20 protein-coding genes are annotated in these 24,884 nt (G+C 63.9%); 9 read left to right on the forward strand and 11 right to left on the reverse strand.

Annotated features, from left to right (window positions below):
• The first annotated feature begins 7 nt into the window (after positions 1 to 7).
• From RQP54_RS10515 to RQP54_RS10525, 3 genes are all read left to right on the forward strand, one after another.
• The gene (locus tag RQP54_RS10515; RefSeq protein WP_315678223.1) at positions 8 to 1,198 is read left to right on the forward strand and encodes an acyl-CoA dehydrogenase; all 1,191 of its coding nucleotides are present in this window, start codon (positions 8 to 10) and stop codon (positions 1,196 to 1,198) included.
• A gap of 492 nt (positions 1,199 to 1,690) precedes the next feature.
• Entirely contained in the window at positions 1,691 to 2,953 is a 1,263-nt protein-coding gene (locus tag RQP54_RS10520; RefSeq protein WP_315678224.1) for a CaiB/BaiF CoA-transferase family protein, read from the forward strand.
• Positions 2,954 to 3,025: 72 nt separating this feature from the next.
• Complete coding sequence (locus RQP54_RS10525; protein WP_315678225.1) at positions 3,026 to 4,120, forward strand: serine hydrolase domain-containing protein; 1,095 nt, start codon at positions 3,026 to 3,028, stop codon at positions 4,118 to 4,120.
• A 16-nt stretch (positions 4,121 to 4,136) separates the two neighbouring features.
• On the opposite strand, the gene RQP54_RS10530 is transcribed toward RQP54_RS10525, so the two are convergent.
• Positions 4,137 to 6,206 carry a 7TM diverse intracellular signaling domain-containing protein gene (locus RQP54_RS10530; protein ID WP_315678226.1) on the reverse strand — a complete coding sequence of 690 codons (2,070 nt, stop codon included), beginning with the start codon at positions 6,204 to 6,206 and terminating at the stop codon, positions 4,137 to 4,139.
• A gap of 135 nt (positions 6,207 to 6,341) precedes the next feature.
• Between RQP54_RS10530 and RQP54_RS10535 the strand changes: the two genes are divergently transcribed.
• The 4 genes from RQP54_RS10535 (at position 6,342) to RQP54_RS10550 (ending at position 11,302) form a co-directional block, all read left to right on the forward strand.
• Positions 6,342 to 7,301: an ABC transporter substrate-binding protein gene (locus RQP54_RS10535; protein ID WP_315678227.1), complete on the forward strand. Its 960-nt coding sequence runs from the start codon at positions 6,342 to 6,344 to the stop codon at positions 7,299 to 7,301.
• An 18-nt stretch (positions 7,302 to 7,319) separates the two neighbouring features.
• A complete protein-coding gene (locus RQP54_RS10540; protein WP_315678228.1) occupies positions 7,320 to 9,845 on the forward strand; it encodes an EAL domain-containing protein in 2,526 nt (841 codons plus the stop codon).
• 68 nt (positions 9,846 to 9,913) lie between these two features.
• Positions 9,914 to 10,741 carry a zinc-dependent peptidase gene (locus tag RQP54_RS10545; RefSeq protein WP_315678818.1) on the forward strand — a complete coding sequence of 276 codons (828 nt, stop codon included), beginning with the start codon at positions 9,914 to 9,916 and terminating at the stop codon, positions 10,739 to 10,741.
• A gap of 81 nt (positions 10,742 to 10,822) precedes the next feature.
• A complete protein-coding gene (locus RQP54_RS10550; RefSeq protein ID WP_315678229.1) occupies positions 10,823 to 11,302 on the forward strand; it encodes a hypothetical protein in 480 nt (159 codons plus the stop codon).
• Positions 11,303 to 11,338: 36 nt separating this feature from the next.
• On the opposite strand, the gene RQP54_RS10555 is transcribed toward RQP54_RS10550, so the two are convergent.
• From RQP54_RS10555 to RQP54_RS10585, 7 genes are all read right to left on the reverse strand, one after another.
• The gene (locus RQP54_RS10555; protein ID WP_315678230.1) at positions 11,339 to 11,749 is read right to left on the reverse strand and encodes a hemerythrin family protein; all 411 of its coding nucleotides are present in this window, start codon (positions 11,747 to 11,749) and stop codon (positions 11,339 to 11,341) included.
• A 150-nt stretch (positions 11,750 to 11,899) separates the two neighbouring features.
• On the reverse strand, positions 11,900 to 12,427 hold the full coding sequence (locus RQP54_RS10560; protein ID WP_315678231.1) for an ester cyclase: 528 nt from the start codon (positions 12,425 to 12,427) through the stop codon (positions 11,900 to 11,902).
• Between the two features lie 59 nt (positions 12,428 to 12,486).
• Entirely contained in the window at positions 12,487 to 13,929 is a 1,443-nt protein-coding gene (locus RQP54_RS10565) for a gamma-aminobutyraldehyde dehydrogenase (RefSeq protein WP_409997553.1), read from the reverse strand.
• A 69-nt stretch (positions 13,930 to 13,998) separates the two neighbouring features.
• Positions 13,999 to 14,844: an ABC transporter permease gene (locus RQP54_RS10570; RefSeq protein ID WP_315678232.1), complete on the reverse strand. Its 846-nt coding sequence runs from the start codon at positions 14,842 to 14,844 to the stop codon at positions 13,999 to 14,001.
• Positions 14,834 to 15,784: an ABC transporter permease gene (locus RQP54_RS10575; protein ID WP_315678233.1), complete on the reverse strand. Its 951-nt coding sequence runs from the start codon at positions 15,782 to 15,784 to the stop codon at positions 14,834 to 14,836. The genes RQP54_RS10570 and RQP54_RS10575 overlap by 11 nt, the downstream gene beginning before the upstream one ends.
• The gene (locus RQP54_RS10580; RefSeq protein WP_315678234.1) at positions 15,777 to 16,802 is read right to left on the reverse strand and encodes an ABC transporter ATP-binding protein; all 1,026 of its coding nucleotides are present in this window, start codon (positions 16,800 to 16,802) and stop codon (positions 15,777 to 15,779) included. Before RQP54_RS10580 ends, RQP54_RS10575 begins: the two co-directional genes overlap by 8 nt.
• A gap of 48 nt (positions 16,803 to 16,850) precedes the next feature.
• Positions 16,851 to 18,008 carry an ABC transporter substrate-binding protein gene (locus RQP54_RS10585; protein ID WP_315678235.1) on the reverse strand — a complete coding sequence of 386 codons (1,158 nt, stop codon included), beginning with the start codon at positions 18,006 to 18,008 and terminating at the stop codon, positions 16,851 to 16,853.
• A 266-nt stretch (positions 18,009 to 18,274) separates the two neighbouring features.
• Here RQP54_RS10585 and RQP54_RS10590 point away from each other — a divergent pair, with 266 nt between their 5' ends.
• A complete protein-coding gene (locus tag RQP54_RS10590) occupies positions 18,275 to 19,207 on the forward strand; it encodes a LysR family transcriptional regulator (RefSeq protein ID WP_315678236.1) in 933 nt (310 codons plus the stop codon).
• Positions 19,208 to 19,228: 21 nt separating this feature from the next.
• Here the strand turns inward: RQP54_RS10590 and RQP54_RS10595 are convergent, their stop codons facing one another.
• The 3 genes from RQP54_RS10595 to RQP54_RS10605 form a co-directional block, all read right to left on the reverse strand.
• The gene (locus RQP54_RS10595) at positions 19,229 to 20,527 is read right to left on the reverse strand and encodes a TRAP transporter large permease (RefSeq protein ID WP_315678237.1); all 1,299 of its coding nucleotides are present in this window, start codon (positions 20,525 to 20,527) and stop codon (positions 19,229 to 19,231) included.
• Positions 20,524 to 21,003 carry a TRAP transporter small permease gene (locus tag RQP54_RS10600; RefSeq protein ID WP_315678238.1) on the reverse strand — a complete coding sequence of 160 codons (480 nt, stop codon included), beginning with the start codon at positions 21,001 to 21,003 and terminating at the stop codon, positions 20,524 to 20,526. Before RQP54_RS10600 ends, RQP54_RS10595 begins: the two co-directional genes overlap by 4 nt.
• A gap of 97 nt (positions 21,004 to 21,100) precedes the next feature.
• Positions 21,101 to 22,126, reverse strand: a complete 1,026-nt coding sequence (locus tag RQP54_RS10605; protein ID WP_315678239.1) for a sialic acid TRAP transporter substrate-binding protein SiaP — start codon at positions 22,124 to 22,126, stop codon at positions 21,101 to 21,103.
• 97 nt (positions 22,127 to 22,223) lie between these two features.
• Between RQP54_RS10605 and alaS the strand changes: the two genes are divergently transcribed.
• Complete coding sequence (gene alaS / locus RQP54_RS10610) at positions 22,224 to 24,848, forward strand: alanine--tRNA ligase (protein ID WP_315678240.1); 2,625 nt, start codon at positions 22,224 to 22,226, stop codon at positions 24,846 to 24,848.
• Positions 24,849 to 24,884 lie beyond the last annotated feature (36 nt).

The following is a 24,884-nucleotide window of genomic DNA, read 5'->3' on the forward strand; positions in this document are numbered from 1 at the left end:
ACACCCCATGGCCCACGCAGCTTTCAATTGGCAAGACCCCTTCCTGCTGGAATCCCAGCTCACCGACGACGAGCGCCAGATCAAGGACGCCGCCGCCGCCTACTGCCAGGACAAGCTGCTGCCCCGCGTGACCCAGGCCTTCCGTGACGCCACCACCGACGTGTCCATCTTCCGCGAGATGGGCGAACTGGGGCTGCTGGGCCCCACCATTCCCGAGCAGTACGGCGGCCCCGGCCTGAACTACGTGGCCTACGGCCTGATCGCCCGCGAGGTGGAGCGTGTGGACAGTGGCTACCGCTCCATGATGAGCGTGCAGAGCTCGCTGGTGATGGTGCCCATCTACGAATTCGGCACCGAAGCGCAGCGCCAGAAGTACCTGCCCAAGTTGGCCACCGGTGAGTGGATCGGCTGCTTTGGCCTGACTGAACCCGACCACGGCTCGGACCCCGGCTCCATGGCCACCCGTGCCTACAAGGTCGACGGTGGTTTCCGCCTCAAGGGCAGCAAGATGTGGATCACCAACAGCCCCATCGCCGACGTGTTCGTGGTCTGGGCCAAGGAAGTGGAAACCGACGGCACCGTGGGCCAGATCCGCGGCTTCGTGCTGGAAAAGGGCATGAAGGGCCTGTCCGCTCCCGCCATCCACTCCAAGGTGGGCCTGCGTGCGTCGATCACCGGTGAGATCGTCATGGACGACGTGTTCGTTCCCGAGGAGAACGCCTTCCCCGAAGTGCGTGGCCTGAAGGGCCCCTTCACCTGCCTCAACAGCGCCCGCTACGGCATTGCCTGGGGTGCCCTGGGTGCCGCCGAAGACTGCTGGCACCGTGCCCGCCAGTACACCCTGGACCGCAAGCAGTTCGGCAAGCCCCTGGCGGCCAACCAGCTGATCCAAAAGAAGCTGGCCGACATGCAGACCGAAATCGCACTGGGCCTGCAGGGCTGCCTGCGCCTGGGACGCATGAAGGACGAAGGCACCGCTGCTGTCGAAATCACCTCCATCCTCAAGCGCAACAGCTGCGGCAAGTCGCTGGACATTGCCCGCATGGCGCGCGACATGATGGGTGGCAATGGCATCTCCGACGAGTTCGGGGTGGCGCGGCATCTGGTCAACCTCGAAGTGGTGAACACCTATGAGGGGACGCATGACATCCATGCGCTCATCTTGGGTCGCGCGCAGACGGGTATTGCGGCGTTCTGAGTTTTACCTTTTGGGGGAACCATGCGGCGCTGCGTTGGTTCGGAGGGAATGCTTGGTTTTGTTGTTTCCTCACGCCCCCACTCACCCCCCGCCCTCTCGCCCCGCCGGGCGAGAGGGTGCCTTAACAGCCACATTTGGCCGCGTCTTCGAACGAAGGAAGTGCACGCGCAGCTTGGCGTTGGGGCAGGGGGGGCGGCAGGTTTGCTTGTCAAATTGGCCTCTAGCCCTCGTAAACATTGCGCAAGCAGCTACCAAAGTTGTAGCGACACTATCCCCCCACCTTGCACAGCCCCCACGCGCCCGCCGCGCGTGCACTTCCCTTGTTTACCGCGACAGCCAAATGTGGCTGTTGGGCTCCCTCTCGCCCGGCGGGGCGAGAGGGCGGGGGGTGAGTGGGGAAATTGAGGAAGCCGCCTGCAAGGCAATTTCTCCGAATCAAAGAAACACCCCATGGTTCCCGCGCGAAGCGCCCAACCCAGCAAGAGTTCAAGAATGACCGAAAAGAATCCAAAAACCGAAGGCGCCCTGTCCCATATCAAGGTCCTGGACCTCTCCCGAGTCCTGGCCGGCCCCTGGTGTACCCAGATGCTCGCCGACCTCGGCGCCGACGTGGTCAAGGTCGAGCGCCCCGGTGCCGGTGACGACACCCGCCACTGGGGTCCGCCCTTCGTGAAGGACGAACAGGGCCAGGACACCGATGCCGCCACCTACTTCACCGCCTGCAACCGCAACAAGCGCTCGGTGACCATCGACATGTCCAAGTCCGAAGGGCAGGAGCTCATCCGCCAGATGGCCGCGCAGGCCGACGTGCTGGTGGAAAACTTCAAGGTCGGTGGCCTGCAGCAGTACGGGCTGGACTACGCCAGCCTCAAGGAACTCAATCCGCGCCTGATCTACTGTTCGGTCACCGGTTTCGGCCAGACCGGCCCCTATGCCGAACGCGCCGGCTACGACCTGATGATCCAGGCCATGAGCGGGCTCATGAGCATCACCGGCCGCGGTGACGATGTGCCTGGCGGCGGGCCGCAGCGCGTGGGCGTCGCGGTGATCGACGTGTTCACAGGTGTGTACGCCTGCAGCGCCATCCTTGCCGCCATCGAGGCGCGGCACCGCACAGGCATGGGGCAGCACATCGACATGGCTCTGCTTGACGTCAGCATGGCTATCCTGGCCAACCAGGCGGCGGGCTTTCTCAACACGGGCAAGGTGCCCCAGCGCCAGGGCAACAGCCACCCGAGCCTGGTGCCCTACCAGGACTTTCCCACCCAGGACGGCTCGATGCTGCTGGCGGTCGGCAACGACGGGCAGTTCGCCCGCTTCTGCGAAGCCGCAGGCCAGCCGCAGTGGGCGCAGGATGCACGCTTTGTGACCAACACGCTGCGGGTGCACAACCGTACGGCGCTGATTCCGCTCATGGAGGCCGTGACGCGCACGCGCACCACGGCCGAGTGGATTGCTCTGCTGGAAGACAAGGCCGTGCCCTGCGGGCCCATCAACGACATGGGCCAGGCCTTTGCCGATGCCCAGGTACAGCATCGCGGCCTGGTGCTGAATCAGCCGGTAGCCCAGGAAGGAATTGCGCGAGGCGCTTCCAAAACCATAGCGACGGTGGCCAGCCCGTTGCGCCTGGCAGACAACCCGCCGGTGCAGCGCCGGGCGCCGCCGGCACTGGGCGAGCACACCGACGAGGTGCTTGCCGAACTCGGACTGGACGTCTATTCGATCGTGCGGCTGCGCAGCCAGGGGGTGGTGTAGCCCCGGTCTGCCTGGCTAGGCAAAGCGGTTGCGCCGTGCCACACTGGCTGGCGCAACAAGCGGGAGATGCGGATGGCCAAGGAGCGTGGGCGTGCCCGGTGGGCACTGGCAGCAGTGTGCTGGGTGCTGGCAGCACCGGTCTGGGCCAGCCATGAGAATGCCGAGACCATCCTCGGCCAGTGGGACAAGTGGGCCTCGCGCCGCCAGCAGGTGGAGCCCGCGCCCCAGCCGCGCCCCCTGGAGTCTGCCGCTTCCGCGCCACCGGCCTTGATCACGGCCGCCCAAAGCGCAGCATCGGGGGTGATGGCGTTGATGGTGCTCGACAAGGGCACGGTGGTCTTCGAGACCTACAGCCAGGGCGCCACGGCGGCTTCGCGGCTCAACGCCTATTCCATGACCAAGAGCATGACGGCACTCGCGGTGGGCGAGGCCTTGTGCGCTGGCAAGATCCACAGCCTGGACGACGCGGCCAAGACCTACGCGCCGGTGCTGGCCGGTACCGCCTACGGTGAGGCGACAGTGCGCCAGCTGCTGGCCTACACCAGTGGTGCCCAGGACCCGGGCGGTGACGGTTACGCCGGTATCCACGACGGGCGCGACTTTGGCGCGGTCTTGCGCTGGCAGCTCTCCCTGGTGGATCTCATGAAGAAATACGGTGAGATCCGCGCCAAACCCGGTGAGCGCTTTGTCTACAACGGCCTGAACTCGGAAGCTCTCAGCCTCGTGGTGCGTGGCGCCACCGACATGCCCTTGGCTTCCTGGTTCGGCCAGACCGTATGGCGCAAGGCGGGCGCAGAGCTCAGCGCAGGCTGGTTTGCCGACCGCGATGGCAACAGCCTGGCCGAGGTGGCATTTCTGGCCACTACCCGCGACTACGCCCGCGTCGGGCTCTATGTGCTGGAGCGACTCACCGGTCAGTCTGCCGATACCTGCATGAACGCTTTCGTGAAAGAGGCTGCCACGCCGGTCGCCCGCAAGGCGTACTGGAAAGCGGCGCCGCAGTTCGGTCTGGGCCTGCATGTGGGGGCAGACGGCAACACCTGGATCATGGGGCATGGTGGCCAGCGCATCGGCATCAATGCCCGCTCCGGCCGGGTGGTGGTAAGCAACGGGGCGTGGGACTGGCGTGAGCTCGACGACGCGCTGCAGCGCTTGCTTGCCTATTGAAGCGGTGCCCAGGCTCCTAGCCGGCCAGCGTGGAGTGGCGGGCAAAGCGCAGCGTGAATGTGCTGCCCTGTCCGGGCTCGGACTCTGCCCGCAGATCACCCTGCAACAGCGTGGTGGCGATGCGGTGACTCACCGACAGGCCCAGTCCTGAGCCGCCCTTGCCCAGCCGGGTGGTGAAAAACGGCTCGAACACGCGTGCCAGGGTACGCTCGTCCATGCCGCGCCCGTTGTCGCGCACCCACAGGACCAGCATGCTGCCTTCGCTGCGCGCGCCAATCTCGATCTGGCCCAGGGGCCGATCCGAAAGCCCGTGGTGGATCGCATTCATCACCAGGTTGGTCAGTATCTGGCCCAAGGGCCCCGGGAAACTGTCGCAGTCCAGGCCGTCGGGGACGCCATTGGTCACGGGCCACGGCTCGCACTTGAGGCTGGCCCGCAGCGCGACCAGGTTTTCGTCGACCACCTGCCGCAGGTCGAAGCTGCGTTTGCGCTCAGACACCTGATCCACCGCCACCTGCTTGAAGCTGCGCACCAGTTCGGCGGCCTTTTCTGCCGAACGGTGGATCAGCTCCGAGCCATCCCGCACCTCGTGCAAGGCCGCCTGTGCCCGCGAGCGGGTGAGTTGGCCGGTGGAAAAATCGGCTTCCAGGGAAGCCGTCATTTCACTCAGGGTGGAGGATGCGGTCACGATGACGCCCAGTGGGGTATTGAGTTCGTGGGAAACACCAGCCACCATGGCTCCCAGCGCCGAGAGCTTTTCTGCCTGCACCAGGTCTTCCTGCGTGCTCTTGAGGGTGGACAGGGCGGTCTGCAGTTCGGTGGTGCGGTCGGCCACGCGCGACTCAAGCTGGCGCTCGGACTCCAGCAGGGCTTCCACGCGGCGCCGCTCGGCTTGCAGGGCGTCTTCATGGGCGCGCCGGGCTTCGCTTTCGGCCGCCAGCTTGGCCCGGTGCAGGCGCACGAAGCGGTCGGCCAGCGACAGCGAGAGCAGCAACATTTCGGCTGCAGAGCCGATCTGCACGCCGTAGCGTGCCATGACCGAATCGGGCAAGAGTCCGAACGACCACAGGATGTTCCACACCGTGCCCATGATCAGGGCACCGAAGGCCAGCAGGACAAAATGCGAGCCCGGCAGCCGTAGCCATACGGTGGTCAACGTCACCACCAATGCCAGGACCACCGACGCGATGGGCAGCAGCAGCACCCAGCGGTAGGCAGGCTCTCCGACGACGAGCAGCGTCAGCAATCCGGCGAACTGCAGGGCCTGATTGAGGTCCATGAGCCGGGCCATTGCAGGAGCGTCCGTTCGCAGGTTCATGAGACGCACCAGAAAGGCGCTGAGAAACACGGTGGCCGCGAGCCCGCAGATCAGGTTGCCGAACCGCAGCCACCAGAGCGCGTCGGGCCAGAGGTAGATGCGCCCCAAGCCGCTGGTCGCGGCCACATTGAGCACGATGAAGACGACAAACCCGATGTACAGCGCGTAGAGCCGGTCGCGCAGGGCAATCCCCAGCAACGCGTTGAACACCAGGATGCCCAATCCCAGACCGAAGTACGCGAACTGGATCGACTGATCGTCGAGCTGGTAGCGGGCAAAGTCTTCCTGTGTCCATACCCAGAGCGAAAGGTCCGTGCGGGTGGTGTGCGCAACGCGTATCCACAGTGCCATGTCGCTGTGCGGTCCCAAGTGCTGCCCGACGGCGTAGAAACGGTGCGGCAGGGGCTGCAGCTGGGTGGGGTGGCGCAAGCCGAAGCGTTCGCGCGGCGCATCGGCGCCGGGCTCGAATACCTGCAGTTCGGCGATGCGCAGGTTGCGGAACTCGAAGACCCAGCGTTGGTCGTGCGTGGTCTCGTTGCGCATGTCGAACCGCAGCCACACGATGGCGTGCTGGGCGAATGGAGGTTGCTGTTGCGGGTCGTAGTGCTGGAGTTGCTCGCCGGGCAGGTTCTGTACTGCTGCGAATGACGTTTGACCCGAGGAATCCACCCAGTAGCGCACGTTGACCTGTGCATGGGCCAGCGATGCCCCGTAGCATGCCAACAACAGCAGAACGGTACGCAGCCAGTGTGCGAGGGTCAGTGGCATTGACAGCGATGAGAAGGGTGACGAGGCGGTCCGACCCATTGTGGAATGCGCTGCACGCACTTGTCAACGCAGCGCTGGATTTCGCTGCAGACCGCAATACACTCGGACCAAACCAACTCACCCAAGGTGATGCCGATGAAAGCCCTGGTGCGCTTGCTATGTGTGGGCGTGGCACTGTTGCTGACCTTCTCCCTTACGGGCTGCGACAGGCCGACAGAACCGTTTCGCGTCGGGACCAATGTCTGGATCGGCTACGAGCCACTCTATCTGGCCCAGGACCTGGGCCTGTATGGCAACGCACCCGTGCGGATGGTCACCTTGCCCAATGCCACCGAGGCGCAACAGGCCTTGCGGGCGGGCGTGGTGGAGGCAGCCGCGCTCACGCTTGACGAAGCCCTGACCATGAAGCAGGACGGCCTGGACCTGCGTGTCATCGCGGTCATGGACACTTCCCACGGCGCCGATGTACTGCTGGCCAAGCCCACGCTGCGCTCGCTGGAGCAGCTCAAGGGCAAGCGGGTTGGTGTGGAGAGCACGGCTACCGGGGTGCTCATGCTGCACGAGGCGCTGGCCGCGGTGAAGCTGGGGGTAAAGGACATTGACATGGTGTACCTCACCGTGGACCAGCACGAAGCTGCGTTCCGCGAAGGGCGCATTGATGCCTTGGTCACGTTCGAGCCGGTGCGTACCCAGCTGCTGGCCCAGGGTGCGCATGTGTTGTTTGACAGCAGCCGCATCCCGGGACGCATTGTCGATGTGCTGGTGACCACCGGCGCCAACAGCAGCCGTTACGCCGATACCCTGCGGCAATTGCTGCTTGGGCATTTCCAAGCGCTGGAGCGCTTGCAGGCCGACCCGCTGAAGGCCGCGGTCCACATGACGGCGCGCCAGGGCCTGCGTGCCGAGCAGGTGGTCGCATCGTTTCAGGGGGTGCGCATTCCGTCGGTACAGGACAGCCGCGAGATGCTCACGGGGGCACCGTCACCACTGCAGCGCAGCGCACAGCAGTTGCAGGACGTGATGTTGGCACACAAAATGCTTGCCAAGCCCAGCGTACTGGACGGCATGTTCGATCCCAGCCTGCTACCCCCTTGATCACGCAACGGCAAGCGCATGAAGCAACCCTTGCACACCTGGCCCCTGCGCCGCAATCTCTTGCTGGCCTTGGGCAGCATTCTGGCCCTGGCCCTGGTGCTGGATCGGTTGTACGAGTTCGTTCTGGTGCGGCCCCAGGCCATTGAGGCCCAGTACATCCACGAACTGCGCCAGCGCAGCTACAACCTCAGTCGGGACTATTCCCAGCTCCTGCTGGCTCGCCAGATGCAAGAGCTTCGATTCAACGTTGCGGCCCGGGCCACCGACCGGCTGCAGCGCCAGATGGTGGTGTTCGATGCGCAGGGGCGGATCCTGGCATCCAGCGGTCTTGCCGGTACCGTGCAGCAGGCATCCGAGGTCGAGCGTATCGACCTGGAGGCGCTGCGCGAGGCGCAAGCCGGCAACCTCACCGTACTGCGCACCAACCGGAGCCTGCACACGGTGTCCAGCTATAGCCCCCTGTCCTTGCCCGGGAATGCGGGCGAGTTGCGCTCCCTGGAGCGTGGGGTGCTGTTCATGGAACTCGATCTCGGTCCCTTGCTGGCCGAAAGCTGGCGCTCGATCTACAGCATGGAGACGGTGCTGCGTTGGGGCGGGACGCTGGCCATTGCGATGGTGCTGATGGGCTGGTTCGTGCACCACCAGATCATCCGGCCGCTGCGCCATCTGCAGGACGTGGGGCAACGTTTTGCGCAGGGTGATTGGCAACAGCGCAGTGCGCTGACCGGAACGGGCGAATTGGCGGAGCTCGGAAGGGTGCTCAATGCCATGCAGAACCATATCCTCCAGGACCGTGAACAACTGCAAAACAGTGCGCAGCACTTTCGCAGCATGATCGATCACCTGCCGCTGTCGGTGCAGATCTTTGCGCCCGATGGCACGGCAGTGCAGGTCAACGAGGCCTGGATGGCGATGTGGCAAGCGCGCTTCGAAGACCTGCGGGGCTACCGCGTGTTCGACGACGTGCAGTTGCGCCAGAGCGGTGTGCTGGACAAGCTGCGTCTGGCTTTCGCCGGCCAGGCCGTGGAGCTGCCACTCATGGAGTACGACAAGTCGCGCATACCCGGGCTGCAGGCAAGTGGCAAGCTGTGGTTGCGCGCCTGGGCCTATCCCTTGCTCGGCGCCCGCGGGCAGGTTGAACGCGTGATTGCCGTGCAGGAAGACATCACGACCAGTGTCCAGGCGGAGGAGCGCATCCGTACCCTGGCCTATTTCGACCCGCTGACCGAACTGCCCAACCGCCGCATGTTGCTCGACCGCTTGTCGCAGGCCATGGCGGCGTCGGAACGCAGCGGCACCTACGGCGCCCTGCTGTTCATGGATCTAGACCATTTCAAGGTCATCAACGACACCCGCGGACACGAGGTGGGCGACAAGCTGTTGCGCGCGGTGGCGCAGCGCTTGCTGGACAACACCCGGGGCGAGGACACCGTGGCCCGGTTGGGGGGGGACGAGTTCGTGGTGCTGCTGGGGGAGCTGGGCACGCAGGAAACCGACGCAGCCCGTACCGCCGAAGCCGTGGCCAGCAAGTTGCTTCAGGCTCTGGGCACGGATTACCAGATCGACGACCTGAGTCACCACAGCTCCGTCAGCGTCGGCGTTTCGCTGTTTCATGGTACGGCTACCAGCGCCGACGACCTCATGAAGCACGCCGACATGGCCATGTACCGGGCCAAATCCGCGGGCCGTGCTGCGGTGCGGTTCTTTTCGCCGGAGCTCGAACTGGCTGTGCGCTCGCGCGCAGCCATGGAGGCCGAATTGCGCACTGCCATTGCCGCCGAGCAATTCGTGCTGCATTACCAGCCGCAGGTGCAGCAACCCGGGCCCCTGCTGGGGGCCGAAGCCCTGGTGCGCTGGCAGCACCCGGTCCGCGGTCTGGTGCCACCCTCGGAATTTATCGCCCTGCTGGAGGAGAGCGAACTGATCATCCCTTTGGGGTGGTGGGTGCTGGAGCAGGCCTGCGAGCGCCTGGCGGCATGGGCGCACGATCCTGTTCTGGCGCCATTGACACTGTCCGTTAACGTCAGCGCGCGGCAATTCATGCAGCCGGATTTTGCGGGCCGGGTGATGTCAGCGCTGCGTCGGCAGGGTGTCGACGCGCAGCGGCTGAAGATCGAGCTGACCGAAAGCACCCTGGTGCAGGACATGGAAGAAGTGGTGGAAAAGATGCGCCAGCTTGGTGACGAGGGCATTGGCTTTTCGCTCGACGACTTTGGCACTGGCTATTCGTCCCTGAGCTACCTCAAGCGCCTGCCGCTGAGCCAGCTCAAGATTGATCATTCGTTCGTGCGCGACATCCTGGACGACCCCAATGACGCAGCGATCGCCTCTACCGTCATCGCCTTGGGGCGCACGCTGGGCCTGGACGTGATCGCCGAAGGGGTGGAAACACCGGCCCAATTGGCCAGTCTGGCCAGCATGGGGTGTTACCGTTACCAGGGTTACCTGTTTTCCAAGGCCGTGCCTGCCGATGCGTTTGAAAGCTGGAGCCGCGCCCGTGCGCAAGGGGCTGCGACAGACGCTGTATCGCCACGCGGTGCTTGAAAATGGCCATATTGGCTTGAACTGCTGACCCTCCGGAACAAGAAGGCGAGGAAGTCCGCTTGGAATTGGTGCTATTGGTCGTTGTGGGGGCTGCGCTGGTGGCCTATTGGGCTTGGGGCCCGCGCTGGTTGGCGTGGCGGCGTGCACGCCTGGGGGCGCAGCCTTTTCCGGCCGCGTGGCGTCAGATCGTACGGCAACGCGTCCCCTTGGTGGCGCGCCTTGCGGCCGATGTGCAGCAGGGACTGCGTCAGCGCATGCAGGTATTCATTGCCGAGGTGCCATTCATCGGCTGCCAGGGCCTCACCATCACCGAAGAGATGCGGGTCGTGGTGGCGGCGCAGGCCTGTCTGCTGGTGCTGAACCGGCCCCAGGGGTTTGACCGTGTGCGCGAAGTGCTGTTGTACCCCGGGCCGTTTCGCGTGCGGCGCGCGGGTGTCGACGCGGCCGGTGTGCACAGTGAAGAGTCCCAGGTACTCAGTGGCGAGTCCTGGGAGCAGGGCAAGGTCATCCTGAGCTGGCCCGACTGCATTGAGGGCGCGGCAGACCCGGTAGATGGCGTCAACGTGGTGATCCACGAGTTTGCCCACCAGCTCGACCAGGTGGACGGTGCAGCCAATGGGGCGCCGCCCGATGCGCTGCGCCAGCACCAGTGGAGCGCCGTATGGAGCGAGTCGTACGAGCGCATCCGCCGTGGTTTCTACGATCTGGCCGATGGCCAGGAGCCCCTGTTCGACGACTATGCCCTGACGGCCCCGGCCGAGTTCTTCGCCTGCGCCTGCGAGCTCTTCTTCGAACGCGGTTCGGCGCTGCAATGGCAGCACCCGGCCCTGTATGCGCAGCTGGCACGCTATTTCGGTGTGCAGACGGCCGACTGGGCACCGATTTCCGTTTCGTGAACTGGGTCAAGGCAGGCTCGGTGGGACCACCCTACAGTGCGCTTCTAGCCGTGGCTGTGCCACTGCCCAGAGGAGCCCCCCATGAAACATCGATGGATCGTTCTCGCTGCCAGTGTCTGGTGCATGTTGGCCAGCACAGGCGCATCTGCCGCGACGCTGGCCTGTCCCGCGTTGGCACAGGCTCGCCCCGTGGGTGCGTGCCCCAGCGAGGAAGAGCTGCGCTATACCTTCACCGGCTACTGCAGCGACGACAACAAGGCCTATCGTGGTGAGACCGATGTCTGCACCGATTACCAGCAATACCGCGCCCTGAAGAACGTCGCGCTGTGGGAGTCGGGTGACGGCAACTTCGACGGCTACCTGTCATGCAGTGCCTCCCCGCGCGAGCGCCAGAAGGCTAAGGCCCAGACCATGGAACTGGTGCGCCAGGGCAAGCTCACCAAACTGGTGTGCAGCTATTCCAACAACCAGACACTCACGCACCGCACCCGGGCGCAGTGCAGCGTCGAGGTCAAGGACTGCGGACCGGAGGGCAGCGCTTGCCGGGCTTCCTGCGACTGAAAGAAACGGGGGCGCCCCAAGGCGCGGCAGTGTGCTTCAGTCCTGCGTGGCGAGGGCTGATTCGGCCAGGACGAAATCCCGGTCGAAGGTCTGGATGTGGTCGATGACCCAGCGCGTCAGGCGGTTGTACAGCGCCATCTGGTCGATGGGCTCGTTGGCCCGCAGCTGCGCCAGTGTCTGGTCCAGCTGCTGCAGCAGGGCGGTGTGCTGGGCCGTGTGTTCCTGCGCCTTGGCATATCCCAGCTTGCGCATCGCGGAGTCCTCGTAGCCGAAATGCTCGCGCGTGAACTGACCCAGGGTGTCCATGGCCGCCGCCAGGGTGGCGTTGTCCGCCCGGTTGGCAATGCATTCGAGCACGGTATTGACTTTTTCGACCAGCAGGCGGTGGTCATCGTCGATGTGGCTGTTACCGGTACTCAGGGTATGGGTCCAGATGAAGAGGGCCATGGGTCTTTTCTCCAACGGTGGCCCGGGTAGGGCACGTTTGAAAATGTGTGATTTTGTAACCCCACAAGTGTAGGCCAAGCCTTCACCAAAAAAGAAGGGGAACTCCCTAGTTCCCCTTCTCCATTCCCTTTCCCGTGACAGCAACTCGGCTTACTGCGCGGCTGGCGCCGCGGCAGGAGCCGGGCAGGTGGGTGCCAAGCCGAGCTGGTCACGCAGCGTCTTGGCGTCGTAGAAGTCACCCTGGTAGACGATGCGCCCGCCCTTGGTGTTGATCATCGACACGCCGTGCAGTTCGATGGCCTTGCCGGTGGGTTTTTCGCACTCGAAGGGTATGCCGGTGTTGGTGCCCGTGAAGACCCAGCGGAAGGCGATGTTGTCTCCCTGGACGATGGGCTTGCCCTCCATCTTCCACTTCAGGTCCGGCAGGGCCTGCATGAAGAACTTGATGACGTTGTCACGCGCCGTCATGATGCCGAACTGCGATGTGCCCACGGACGCATCGAAGTACTCCACGTCATAGTCCAGGCTCAGGGCGGCCTGGTTGTAGTTGTGGGCATTCCAGGCCGCCATGTACTTGTGGACGATCTGCACCGGATTGGCCTGCGCCAAACCGGAAGCCGCCAGCAAGGCAGGAAGCAGCGCTGCCTTGGCAACGCGTTGGATGGTGGAAAGTTTCATGGGGTCTCCTCGTTGTAGAAATTGCCAGTTGGTTTGTCAGGCAGGGTCTGGCGCCCCGTTCAACCGTGCTTGACCATGATGTGGCGCGGGCAGCTGTAGTCTTCCAGCGCGTACATGGACATGTCCTTGCCGTAGCCCGAATGCTTCATGCCGCCATGGGGCATTTCGGATACCAGCATGAAGTGGGTGTTGACCCAGGTGCAGCCGTACTGCAGGCGCGAAGCGATGGCCATGGCCTGCCCCACGTTCTGCGTCCATACCGAACTGGCCAGCCCGTAGTCGGAGTCGTTGGCCCAGGCCACGGCCTCCTCGGCGTCAGCCACACGGGTGACCGACACCACCGGACCGAACACTTCGCTGCGCACGATCTCGTCATCCTGGTGGGCTCCGGCGACCACCGTGGGCTTGTAGAAGAAGCCCTGGGTGCCGGTAACTGAACCGCCGGCGGTGATTTCCACATGCGACAGCTGGCGCGCGCGGTCCACGAAGCTTGCCACGCGGTCGCGCTGGCGGGCGGAAATGAGCGGGCCCATCTCCACGCCGTTTTCCTGTTGCGTGCCGGTCTTGATGGTGGATACGGCGCTGGAAAGGTCGGCCACCAGCTTGTCGTAGACCTTGGGGGTGGCGTACACGCGGCAAGCCGCGGTGCAGTCCTGGCCGGCGTTGTAGTAGCCGAAGGTGCGCAGGCCGTCCACCACCGCGCCGAGGTCGGCGTCGTCCAGCACGATGACCGGGGCCTTGCCGCCCAATTCCAGGTGGGTGCGCTTGATGCCGCGTGCGGCCGATTCCATGATCTTGCTGCCGGTCGACACATCACCGGTCAGCGAGGCCATGCGTACCTGCGGGTGGCGCACCAGTGGAGCGCCCACGGTGTCGCCGCGACCGCAGACAATGTTGACCACGCCAGGGGGCAGGATGTCGGCCAGCAGTTCGCCCATGCGCAGGGTGGTCAGCGGCGTCATTTCCGAGGGCTTGAGCACCACGGTGTTGCCCATGGCGATGGCCGGGCCCAGTTTCCAGGCTGCCATCATCAGCGGGTAGTTCCAGGGAGCGATGGATGCGACGACGCCCAGCGGGTCGCGGCGGATCATGCTGGTGTGGCCCGGCAGGTATTCGCCAGCCAGCGAGCCTGACAGGTTGCGGATGGCACCGGCAAAAAAGCGGTACACGTCGGCAATGGCGGGAATCTCGTCGTTGCGGGCAGCGGCCAGGGGCTTGCCGCAGTTCAGCGACTCCAGCATGGCCAGCTCGTCGCCGTTGGCCTCGATGGCATCGGCAATCTTGAGCAGGTAGCCACTGCGGTCCTTCGGTGTCAGGCCTGCCCAACCGGCGAACGCGGCGCTGGCCGAGTCCACCGCCTGCTGCAACTGTTCGGCGCTGGCTTCGCGCACTTCGCACAGCACCTCGCCGGTGGACGGATTGAGCACGCTCTCGGCGCGGCCTTCACCGGAAACGGTTTTTCCGTTGATCAGCAATTGGGTAGAAAAACGCAGGTTCGCCATGATGTCTTCTTGTGTGTGGGGTTGAAAAAAGTGTCCTCGGGTCTTCTTGTCTGCCTTGTGGGCATCACCTCAGCGGGTGTTGGGGCTGGCGTCACCATCCTTGGTCAGGTGCCACGCCAGCACGATCAGCGGCGCAGTCACCACCATCATCAGGAGGGCAACGACATTGGTAATGGGGACGTCACGCGGGCGGCCAAGCTGCCCCATGAGCCAGATCGGCAGGGTCTTGTCACTGCCAGCCGTGAAGGTGGTGACGATGAGCTCGTCCACCGACAGGGCAAAGGCCAGAATGCCACCCGCCAGCAGGGCCGTGCCCAACTGCGGCAGGATCACGTGGCGGATGCTGGTCAGTGTGTCCGCGCCCAGGTCCATGGATGCCTCCATCAGACGGCCGGGCAGGCGGCGCAGGCGGGCCACCACGTTGTTGTGCACCATGATCACGCAGAAGGTGGCGTGGCCGATGACGATGGTCCAGAAACCGGGGTTCACGTCCAGCATCTTGAAAGCTGCCAGCAGGGCAATACCGGTGACGATGCCAGGTAGCGCGATGGGCATGATGAGCATGGTGGTCATCGCGTTCTTGCCGAAGAAATGGTCCCGGTTCAGCGCCACAGCCGTTAGCGTGCCCAGCAGCATGGCGATCAGCGTGGCCATGCCGGCCACGCCCAGGGACAGCAGCACGGCCTGGCGGATGTCATCCCGCACGAAGGCCTGGGCGAACCAGTCGGTGGTGAAGCCCGGTAGCGGAAAGGCATAGCCACTGGACTCGGTGTTGAAGGCGTAGACCGCGATGAATACCAAAGGCAGGTGCAGGAAAGCCAGGCCCAGGTAGGCGAAGAGCCGCAGCACGGACGTGCCGCTGGGCAGGCGCACAGCGCCGCGCTGCAAGACGGGGAGTTTTTTCTCAGAGCGCATCGAAAGCTCCCAGGCGGCGCGCCATGCTCAGGTACAGGGTAATGAGCACGATGGGCACGCAGGTGAATGCAGCGGCCATGGGCATGTTGCCGATGGTGCCTTGCAGGGTGTAGACCATGGAGCCGATGTATTCGCCCGAAGGCCCCACCAGCTTGGGGATGATGTAGTCGCCCAGCGTGAGCGAGAAGGTGAAGATCGAACCGGCAACCACGCCAGGGAAGGCCAGCGGCCACAGCACGTTGCGGAAGGTTTGCCAAGGGTGCGCGCCGAGGTCGGCAGAGGCCAGTAGCAGATTGGCCGGCACACGCTCAATGGCGGCCTGGATGGGCAGAATCATGAAGGGCAGCCAGATGTAGGTGAACACCAGAAAGCGGCCGAGGTTGGACGTCGCCAGGGTGTCACCGCCGATGTGGGGAACGGCCAGCACGGCTTCCAGTACGCCCACAAGTGAGAGCTTGTCCAGTACCCAGTAGATGACCCCGCCCTTGGCCAGCAGCACGGTCCAGGCATAGGCCTTGACGATGTAGCTGGCCCACATGGGCAGCATGACGCCCACGTAGAAGAAACCCTTCTCGCGTGGGGTGGCGTAGTGCGCCATGTAGTAGGCGATGGGAAAGCCGATCAGCACGCAACCCAGGGTCACGGCAATGGCCATGGTGGTGGTGCGGATGGCGATGTCGTAATTCGCCGGGTCGAGCAACTGAACGAAGTTCTGCAGCGTGAAGTCCCGCGTGACGCTCATGGTCATGTCGTCGAACGTGAGCACACTCTGGCTCAGCAGCATCAGTAGCGAGCCGACGTAGACCACACCGAACCACAGCAGGGGCGGAACCAGTACCAGGAAGAGGGTGAGGGTGCGGCGCTGGTACAGCACATTGCTGATGCGCCGGCCCAGCGTGCTCTCTTGCGCGCTCAAAGGGGGCAGGGCGAGGTCATGCATCGAGGGCCACCACCTGTTGCTTGGACCAGTGCAGAGTAACGCGCTGTCCGGGTTGGGTGCGTTCGGCCAAGTCTGCCGCTTCGGCGTTGTCCGGTTGCATGGCAGTCAGCACAGAGTCACCGACGCGGACTTCAATGCGCTGGCCCGCACCCAGGAACTGGATTGCCAGCACTTCGCCTTCGACCTGCATGCGTTCGGGGTGGGCGCGGAATTCGGAGGAGGCCACGGAAACGTGTTCCTGGCGGATGGAGAAGGGCTTGTCACTGCCCGAGAGGATGTGGGCGAGTTTGCCTTCCAGAATGTTGGAACTGCCCACGAAGCCGGCGACGAAGCGCGTACGGGGCTTGTGGTACAGGTCACGGGGCGTGGCGATCTGTTCGATATGCCCCTTGTTGAATACGGCGATGCGGTCCGACATGGACAGGGCCTCGCCCTGGTCATGCGTGACGTACACAAAAGTGATGCCGAGCTTGCGGTGCAGGACCTTGAGCTCCACCTGCATCTGCTCGCGCAGCTTGAGGTCGAGCGCGCCCAGCGGCTCGTCCAGCAGCAGGACGCGGGGGCGGTTCACCAGGGCACGTGCCAGGGCTACGCGCTGGCGCTGTCCGCCGGAGAGCTGGGTCGGCATGCGCAGCGCATGGTCCGGCAGGGCCACCATCTCCAGGGCCTCACGTGCCCGGGCATGGCGCTCCTGCTGCGAGACCTTGCGGACCATGAGTCCGTAGGCCACGTTGTCCAGCACGTTCATGTGCGGGAACAGGGCGTAGTCCTGGAACACGGTGTTCACGTCCCGCGCATAAGGGGGTGTGCCTGCAGCTTCTTGTCCCATGAGGCGGATGCTTCCGTTCGTGGGTTGCTCGAAACCCGCCATCAGGCGCAGCGAAGTCGTCTTGCCCGAGCCTGAGGGCCCGAGCATGGAGAAGAATTCGCCTTCCTTGACGGTGAAAGTTACGTTGTCCAAGGCCTTGACGGCGCCGTAATGGCGCGACACGCCGTTGAACTCAATTGCTGCAGACATGAAAACCCTTATGCGAGGAAATGTTCGTGAACGATCTTCAGACCGAGATCAGCGGCCACCCATGATGGCGATGTAGTCCATCGTCCACTTGGCGTAGGGAACGCACTTGTCACCCTGGGTGGCGCACTTGGCGGTGGGGGTCTTCCAGAACTTGATCTTGTCCAGGTCGTCCCAGCCATTGGTCTTGCAGACTTCGGTGCTGCCACCGGGCGACTTCACCTTGCAGGCGCTGGCGGTCACGGGGACGGTACCGAACCACTCGGCCAATGGCGTCTGCAGCTTGTCGGACAGCTGGTGCTCCATCCACTTGTAGGCGCAGTTCACGTTCTTGGCATTGGCGTGCAGCATGGTGGTGTCAGCCCAACCGGTAGCGCCTTCCTTGGGGATGACGGAAGCAATGGGCTTCTTCTCGCCTTGCAGGCTGTTGACCATGAAGCCCCAGGAGCTGGAAGCCACCACGCCTTCATTCTTGAAGTCGTTCATCTGCACCGTGGCGTCGTGCCAGTAGCGGTGGGTCAGCTGCTTTTGCTTGCGCAGCAGGTCCAGTACGGCGGCATACTGCTTTTCATTCAGTTCGTAGGGATCCTTGATGCCCAGAGCGGGGTTCTTGTGCATCAGGTACAGGGCAGCGTCGGCAATGTAGATCGCGCCGTCGTAGGCCTGTACGCGGCCCTTGTTGGACTTGCCGTCACCCAACTTCTGCTCTTCGAAGACCACGGACCAGGAGTCGGGTGCTTTCTTGAAGACGTCGGTGTTGTACATCAGCACGTTGGGGCCCGACTGGTAGGGCACGCCGTAGTGGACGCCATTGACCGTGTGCCAGGCTGCGTTCTGCAGGCGCTTGTCAATGTTCTTGTAGCTCGGCACCAGGTTGATGTTGACTTCCTGCACCAGCTTGGAGGCGATCAGGCGGCCCGAAGCATCACCCGAGGCGGTCACGATGTCGTAGCCGCCGAGCTTCATCAAAGACACCATTTCATCGGAAGTGGCCGCGGTCTTGACGTTGACCTTGCAACCGGATTCCTTTTCGAACATGGTGACCCAGTCGTAGGCCTTGTCGGTCTCACCGCGCTCGATGTAGCCGGGCCAGGCCACGATATTGAGTTGGCCTTCGCCTTTGCCGATGGCGGAGGGTGGCGCTGCCAGGGACGAGGCCGCTGCGGCGACTGCCAGCAGTCCGGTAAGGAATGCACGTGTTTTTTTCATCAGAAGTCTCCTGTCTCGGGTTGTTCGGGCACCTGCAGGTACCCAGGGGTTGGGCTCAGGAATAGGGATTCATGGGCTTGGCGCAATGGTAGTGAGCGAGATTTTTGCCATCTACCCGATCGCTCCAATACAATCTATCGAAAAAACAGAAACCTAGCCCCAATTTGGTGTCTTCTAGTGGTTTACCCTAGTTTTTTGTGGTGCATGGATGCGGGTTTTCCCCCTGTGCTGCGGCCATTTGCTATCTGATTTCACGAAACGATGTCATGAGTACCTCTTTCAAGAGCATTCGGTATTTCATTGCAGTCGCCGAATCCGGCTCGATTTCGGCCGCGATTCAGGAACTGGGCGTGTCGCAATCGGTGGTTTCGGCTGCCATCGCCCAGATCGAAGCGGACCTGGGAACCCTGCTGTTCGAGCGCAAGGCGCGAGGCATGACCCTGACCCATGCCGGCCACCAGTTCTTGCGCCATGCGCACCAGATCGAGGTGGCCATGCGCAACGCCCGCGACGCGTTGGCCTCGCGCCCCCACACCGTGACCGGAAGCTTGAACATCGGCGTGACCAGCCTGATGGTGGGCTACTACCTGCCATTCCTGCTGGACCGCTTCCGGCGCGTGTTCCCGCGCATCCAGGTGCAGATCACGGAAGACCGCCGTGACTACCTGGAGCACCTGCTGGTCAGCGGCGAACTCGATGTGGCGCTGATCGCTACCTCGCAGTTGCAGAACTACCGGGCGTTGGACCGGGAGGTGATCCTGCGTTCTGGCTGGCGCGTGTGGTGCCCGGTGAACCACCGCCTGACCGACAACGAGAAGATCGACCCGGAAGCCTTGGCTCGCGAGTCGCTCATACTGCTGCAGGCCGATGAACTCGGCGACGCAACCACGGGCCTGTGGCGTCACACGCAGGTGGACCCCAAGGTACTGATCCGCACTTCTTCGGTGGAAGCGGTGCGTAGCCTGGTGGCTACGGGCTCGGGAGTGTCTGTGCTACCCGACATGCTCTACCGCCCCTGGTCATTGGAAGGCGACCGCATCGAAGCACGGCCATTGACGCAACCGCTGCCGGAGCTGGAGGTTGGCTTGGCCTGGCGAAAGGGGGCCGTGCTGCCGGAAGTGCTGAGCAATTTCCTGACCGCCGTGCGGCCCACACTATCGGGCCACCTGCCGGCCACCGGTGGCGCGCACATGCGCTGAACGCCCACACGCTAAGGCGGGCTAGCGCGTGACGTAGCCCATGGTCTGCGGCAGCCACAGAACGATCTGCGGGAACACCGTCATGGCCAGCAGCAGGGCGAGCAGCATGAGCAGGAAGGGCCAGCCCTCCTTCATCATCTCTCCAATCGGAATGCCGGTGAGCGCTTTGGTCACGAACAGCAGCATGCCAAAGGGCGGGTGAATCAGCCCGATCATCATGTTCAGCACCACCAGCACGCCAAAGTGCACCAGATCCACGCCCAGCAGCTTGGCCGCGGGCAGCAGCATGGGCACAAACACCAGCAGCAGCACCGACACGTCCAGGAAACAGCCCAGCACCAGGAACAGCAGGTTCACCAGCAGCAGGAACTGCAGCTGGCTCAGGTGCATGCCGTCCACCCACTGCGCCATGGCCTGCGGCACACCTTCGGAGGTAAAGGCGTAGTTCAGGATGTACGAGCCCGCCAGGATGAGCGTGATGACCGCGCTGCCACGGGTGGATTCGAGCACCACCCCCCAGAAGCTACGCCAGCTCAGGGCGCGGAAGATGACGGCGGCCAGGATCAGTGAATGCAATGCCGCTACGGCGGCGGCCTCGGTGGGCGTGAAGGCCCCACTGTAGATGCCGCCCAGCAGCACGATGGGCATGGACAGCGGCAGGGCCCCGCGGAAGATGAGCCCGGCCCATTCGGAGCGCGGTACCGGCTCGTCGCGCGGCATGTTGCGCTTGGTAGCAATGATGTGCACCACCACCATCATCAGAATGGCCATCAGCGCCCCGGGCACCACACCACCGAGGAACAGCGCGCCCACTGAAGCCCCCGACACCAGTGCGTAGATCACCATCGGAATGCTGGGTGGAATGATGGGCCCCAGCGTGGCGCTGGCGACCACCACGGCACCGGCGAAGCCACGGGTGTATTCGGGCTTCTTGAGCATCTGGCGGATCGTTACCAGGCCTGGCCCGGCGGCGTCGGCAATGGCGCTGCCGCTCATGCCCGAAAAGATGACGCTCACCAGAATGTCCACCTGCGCCAGTCCGCCGCGCATGCGCCCCACCAGGATGCGGCAGAAGTCGAAGATGCGTTCGCTGACCGTGCCGGCGTTCATGATGTTGGCGGCAAACACGAACAGCGGCACCGCCAGCAGCACATAGTTGTTGTACAAGCCGTTGCACACCTGCTCAGCCACCAGGCCCAGGTCCTGCTTGGTGACCAGCAGGTAGCCAACGCCCGAGGCCAGCATGGAAAAGCCGATCGGCATGCGCAGCAGCATGCCGGCCACCATCACACCCACTAGGGTCCACAGGGATGTGCTCATGCTTGCAGCTCCACATCCAGCCCTTGTCCACGCACGGCCTGCACGATGGCCCACCCGCTGCGGACCACCAGAGCGACCAGCAGCAGCACAAAGGGCAGGTACACCGCCATGAAGGGCACGTTCAGCACCGGTGTGCCTTCGCGCGCCATGAAGCGCACATAGTCCCAGCTGGCAGGCAGGGCCACCAGTGACAAGCCACCGATCAGCAGGTTGCCAACAATGGCCATGGCCATGCGGGTGCGGAGGCCAGCCCTATTCCACAGCAGGTCAAACACCACATGCTCCCGGCGAGGCACCATGGTGGCCGCCGCCCACAGGATGATCCACACATACAGGATGACGGCGGCCTCGTCCGTCCACGGCAAGGGTTTGTTCAGCCCGAAGCGCGCCCCGATCTGGACCAGGAAGACCAGGAACAGGGCAAGGAAGAGGGTGCCGCCCACCAGATTGGCGGCGGCCTGAAGCCAGCGTGTCATCGTGAGAAGTGGATAGCCGACGCGCCGGGCCGCCCCAAGCTAGGCTGCGCCCCATTGGGGGGCAGCGCAGCACACAGCAGTGGCAAGCGTGGGGGCTTCATTTCGTCGCGTTGATGCGTTCGAGCAGGCCCTTGGGCCAGACCTTGGCGTAGTCGGCGTTCTGGTAGGCAGCCTGCACGGTCTTGTGGAAGGCGTCGAGGTCGGGCGTGGTGACCTGCAGGCCTTCCTTCTTGAAGAATTCGACCAGCTCGGCTTCTTCCTTGCGGCGGTTGTCGTTGTTGTATTGGGCGGCAGCCTGGGCCGCGGCCTGCACCTTCTGCTTCTGCGCCGGGGTCATGCCAGCGAGGCTCTTGTTGGAAATGGCAATGAACAGGCCGTCGACCAGGTGGTTGGTCAGCACGATCTGCTTGGTCACTTCATAGAACTTGGCGGCCTTCACGGTCGGCAGTGGGTTGTCCTGGCCGTCGATGGTGCCGGCCTTGAGGCCCAGATAGACCTCACCGAAGGCCAGCGGGGTCGCTGTGGCACCCAGGGACTCACCCAGGAACAGCCAATCCTTGGAGCCGGGCATGCGCAGCTTCACGCCCTTGAGGTCGGCGGGCGTCTTCACATTGCGCACTTCGCGCAGGTTGACCTGGCGGGTGCCCAGGTAGCAGGTGGACAGCACCGTGATGTCCATCTTGTCCGAGACGGTCTTGAACATCTCGGCACCGATCGGGCCGTTGAAGATCTTCTGCTGCTGGGCCGGGTCGCGCACCACGTAGCCCGCGGTGAAGATGGAGAACTCGGGCACGATCTTGGCAATGTCGGCGGCCGACACCGTAGTCAGCTCCAGGTTGCCGCGCGCCATCGCGGCGGGCTCGGCACCTTGCTTGAACAGGCTGGCGTTGAGGTTGATCTGCACGTCGAATTCGCCCGGCGCACTCTTTTCCAGCGCGTCCTTGAACACGGTCCACATCTTGGCGTGCCAGTCATCCGGCACGGCGGGGGACGAGATGCGCAACACGGTCTTGCTCTGTGCCAGTGCCGGGGCGGCGGGCAGGGCGCCCAGGGCCAGGGCAGCAGCGGCCCCCACGACGATGCGGCGGGACAGGGCGTGGGTGAGGGTGTTGGGCTTTTTCATCAAGGGTGCTCCTAATTTATTTCTTTGGGCGTCCATCGGGTGGCAACGGGCGATAATACAAGGCTTGACTGAACCTTTTGCCCAAAGACTGAACGCCATGACCACACCCGTGATGAGTGTTGCCGACATCCGCAAGACTTTCCTCGACTTCTTTGCCTCCAAGGGCCACACCGTGGTGGCGAGCAGCCCCCTGGTGCCCGGCAACGACCCGACCCTGATGTTCACCAATTCGGGCATGGTGCAGTTCAAGGATGTGTTCCTCGGCACCGACAAGCGCTCCTACGTGCGCGCAGCCTCCGTGCAGGCCTGCCTGCGTGCCGGTGGCAAGCACAACGACCTGGAAAACGTGGGCTACACCGCCCGCCACCACACATTCTTCGAGATGCTGGGCAACTGGTCCTTCGGTGACTACTTCAAGCGTGAATCGCTCAAGTGGGCCTGGGAGCTGCTCACCACCGTCTACAAGCTGCCGCCCGAGCGCCTGCTGGCCACGGTGTACGCCGAAGACGACGAGGCCTTCGACATCTGGACCAAGGAAATCGGCCTGCCCGCAGACCGCGTGATCCGCATCGGCGACAACAAGGGCGGCCGCTACAAGAGCGACAACTTCTGGATGATGGCCGACACCGGTCCCTGCGGTCCCTGCTCGGAAATCTTCTACGACCACGGCCCCCACATCCCTGGCGGCCCTCCGGGCAGCCCCGAAGAAGACGGTGACCGCTTCATCGAAATCTGGAACAACGTGTTCATGCAGTTCAACATGCATGAAGACGGCTCCGTCACCCCGCTCCCTGCCCCCTGCGTGGACACCGGCATGGGCCTGGAGCGTCTGGCCGCCATCCTGCAGCACGTGCACAGCAACTACGAGATCGACCTGTTCGACACGCTCATCAAGGCTGCAGCCCGTGAAACCGGCCGCACTGACCTCGACAACAAGAGCCTGCGGGTGATTGCGGACCACATCCGTGCCACGGCGTTCCTGGTGAGCGACGGGGTCATCCCCAGCAACGAAGGTCGCGGCTATGTGCAGCGCCGCATCGTGCGGCGCGCCATCCGCCACGGCTACAAGCTCGGCCAGAAGACCCCGTTCTTCCACAAGCTCGTGAAGGACTTGGTGCAGGTCATGGGGGCCGCTTACCCGAACCTGGCCAACCAGGAAGCCCGCATCACCGAGGTGCTGCGCGTGGAAGAAGAGCGCTTTTTTGAGACCCTGGCCACGGGCATGCAGATCCTGGACGAAGCCTTGGCCGGTGGGGTGAAGACCCTGCCCGGCGAGGTGGCCTTCAAGCTGCACGACACCTACGGCTTCCCACTCGACCTGACCAACGACGTCTGCCGCGAAAGCGGTGTCGAAGTGGACAGCGCCGGTTTTGCCGCGGCCATGGAAGCCCAGAAGGCCAAGGGCCGTGCTGCGGGCAAGTTCAAGATGGACAAGGCGCTGGAATACACCGGCGCTGGCAACACCTTTGTGGGCTACGAACACCTTACGCAAGCTACGAAAATCGTAGCGCTCTACGCAGACGGTACGCCGGTCGCCACCCTGAAAGCAGGTCAAGCCGGTGTCATGGTGCTGGACAGCACGCCGTTTTACTCCGAGTCCGGCGGCCAGGTGGGTGACCAGGGCGCCATCTTCTGTGATGGCGGCCTGTTCCAGGTGGAAGACACCCAGAAGATCAAGGCTGACGTGTTTGGCCACCACGGCGTGGTGCAAAGCGGCATCCTGGCCGTGGGTGACGCCGTCACCGCCCATGTGGACGCCACGTTGCGTGCTGCCACCGTGCGCAACCACTCGGCCACTCATTTGATGCACAAGGCCTTGCGCGAAGTGCTGGGCGAGCATGTGCAGCAGAAGGGTTCGCTGGTGAATGCCGAGCGCACCCGCTTCGACTTTGCCCACAACGCGCCCGTGACCGATGCCCAGATCCGGGAGATCGAAGCCCGAGTCAATGCCGAAATTCTGGCCAACGCCACGGCGCAGGCCCGTGTGATGGACATCGAGTCGGCCCAGAAGACGGGCGCCATGATGCTGTTCGGCGAGAAGTACGGTGAGACCGTGCGCGTGCTCGACATCGGCTCCAGCCGCGAACTCTGCGGCGGCACCCACGTCAAGGCCACGGGTGACATCGGTCTGTTCAAGGTCGTTGCCGAAGGCGGCGTAGCCGCTGGCGTGCGCCGCATCGAAGCCGTGACCGGTGCCAACGCACTGGCCTACCTGCAAAGCCTGGAAGCCCAGGTGGAAGGCGCAGCCGCTGCGCTCAAGGCCCCGGTGGCTGAACTCGGCGATCGTTTGGCCCAGGTGCTGGAGCAGATGAAGGCGCTGGAAAAGGAAGTCAGCGCACTCAAGGGCAAGCTGGCATCTGCCCAGGGCGACGAGCTGGTCACCCAGGCGCTCGACATCAAGGGCGTGAAGCTGCTGGCTGCCAAGCTCGACGGCGCCGACGTGAAGACCCTGCGCGACACCATGGACAAGCTCAAGGACAAGCTCAAGACCGCGGTCATCGTGCTTGGTGTCGTCCAGGGCGACAAGGTGCAGGTGGCCGTGGGTGTGACCAACGACACCACGGACAAGGTCAAGGCCGGTGAACTGGTCAACTTCGTAGCCGGCCAGATGGGCGGAAAGGGCGGCGGCAAGGCCGACATGGCCATGGCCGGAGGTACCGAGCCCGCCAAGCTGGGCGCAGCCCTGGCCAGCGTGCAGGCCTGGGTGGAAGCCAAGCTCTGATTCCGCTGCAGCCGCTATCGAATTTCTAGCTGCTGA

Origin of the sequence: Curvibacter sp. APW13 (genome assembly GCF_032337135.1) — a bacterium.
GTDB lineage: Bacteria > Pseudomonadota > Gammaproteobacteria > Burkholderiales > Burkholderiaceae_C > Allorhodoferax.

Bases quoted from the DNA above. Each gene is read 5' to 3' on its own strand.
- RQP54_RS10515 (WP_315678223.1), top strand. From the start codon at position 8: ATGGCCCACGCAGCTTTCAATTGGCAAGACCCCTTCCTGCTGGAATCC.
- RQP54_RS10520 (WP_315678224.1), top strand. From the start codon at position 1,691: ATGACCGAAAAGAATCCAAAAACCGAAGGCGCCCTGTCCCATATCAAG.
- RQP54_RS10525 (WP_315678225.1), top strand. From the start codon at position 3,026: ATGGCCAAGGAGCGTGGGCGTGCCCGGTGGGCACTGGCAGCAGTGTGC.
- RQP54_RS10530 (WP_315678226.1), bottom strand. From the start codon at position 6,206: ATGCCACTGACCCTCGCACACTGGCTGCGTACCGTTCTGCTGTTGTTG.
- RQP54_RS10535 (WP_315678227.1), top strand. From the start codon at position 6,342: ATGAAAGCCCTGGTGCGCTTGCTATGTGTGGGCGTGGCACTGTTGCTG.
- RQP54_RS10540 (WP_315678228.1), top strand. From the start codon at position 7,320: ATGAAGCAACCCTTGCACACCTGGCCCCTGCGCCGCAATCTCTTGCTG.
- RQP54_RS10550 (WP_315678229.1), top strand. From the start codon at position 10,823: ATGAAACATCGATGGATCGTTCTCGCTGCCAGTGTCTGGTGCATGTTG.
- RQP54_RS10555 (WP_315678230.1), bottom strand. From the start codon at position 11,749: ATGGCCCTCTTCATCTGGACCCATACCCTGAGTACCGGTAACAGCCAC.
- RQP54_RS10560 (WP_315678231.1), bottom strand. From the start codon at position 12,427: ATGAAACTTTCCACCATCCAACGCGTTGCCAAGGCAGCGCTGCTTCCT.
- RQP54_RS10565 (WP_409997553.1), bottom strand. From the start codon at position 13,929: ATGGCGAACCTGCGTTTTTCTACCCAATTGCTGATCAACGGAAAAACC.
- RQP54_RS10570 (WP_315678232.1), bottom strand. From the start codon at position 14,844: ATGCGCTCTGAGAAAAAACTCCCCGTCTTGCAGCGCGGCGCTGTGCGC.
- RQP54_RS10575 (WP_315678233.1), bottom strand. From the start codon at position 15,784: ATGCATGACCTCGCCCTGCCCCCTTTGAGCGCGCAAGAGAGCACGCTG.
- RQP54_RS10580 (WP_315678234.1), bottom strand. From the start codon at position 16,802: ATGTCTGCAGCAATTGAGTTCAACGGCGTGTCGCGCCATTACGGCGCC.
- RQP54_RS10585 (WP_315678235.1), bottom strand. From the start codon at position 18,008: ATGAAAAAAACACGTGCATTCCTTACCGGACTGCTGGCAGTCGCCGCA.
- RQP54_RS10590 (WP_315678236.1), top strand. From the start codon at position 18,275: ATGAGTACCTCTTTCAAGAGCATTCGGTATTTCATTGCAGTCGCCGAA.
- RQP54_RS10595 (WP_315678237.1), bottom strand. From the start codon at position 20,527: ATGAGCACATCCCTGTGGACCCTAGTGGGTGTGATGGTGGCCGGCATG.
- RQP54_RS10600 (WP_315678238.1), bottom strand. From the start codon at position 21,003: ATGACACGCTGGCTTCAGGCCGCCGCCAATCTGGTGGGCGGCACCCTC.
- RQP54_RS10605 (WP_315678239.1), bottom strand. From the start codon at position 22,126: ATGAAAAAGCCCAACACCCTCACCCACGCCCTGTCCCGCCGCATCGTC.
- alaS (WP_315678240.1), top strand. From the start codon at position 22,224: ATGACCACACCCGTGATGAGTGTTGCCGACATCCGCAAGACTTTCCTC.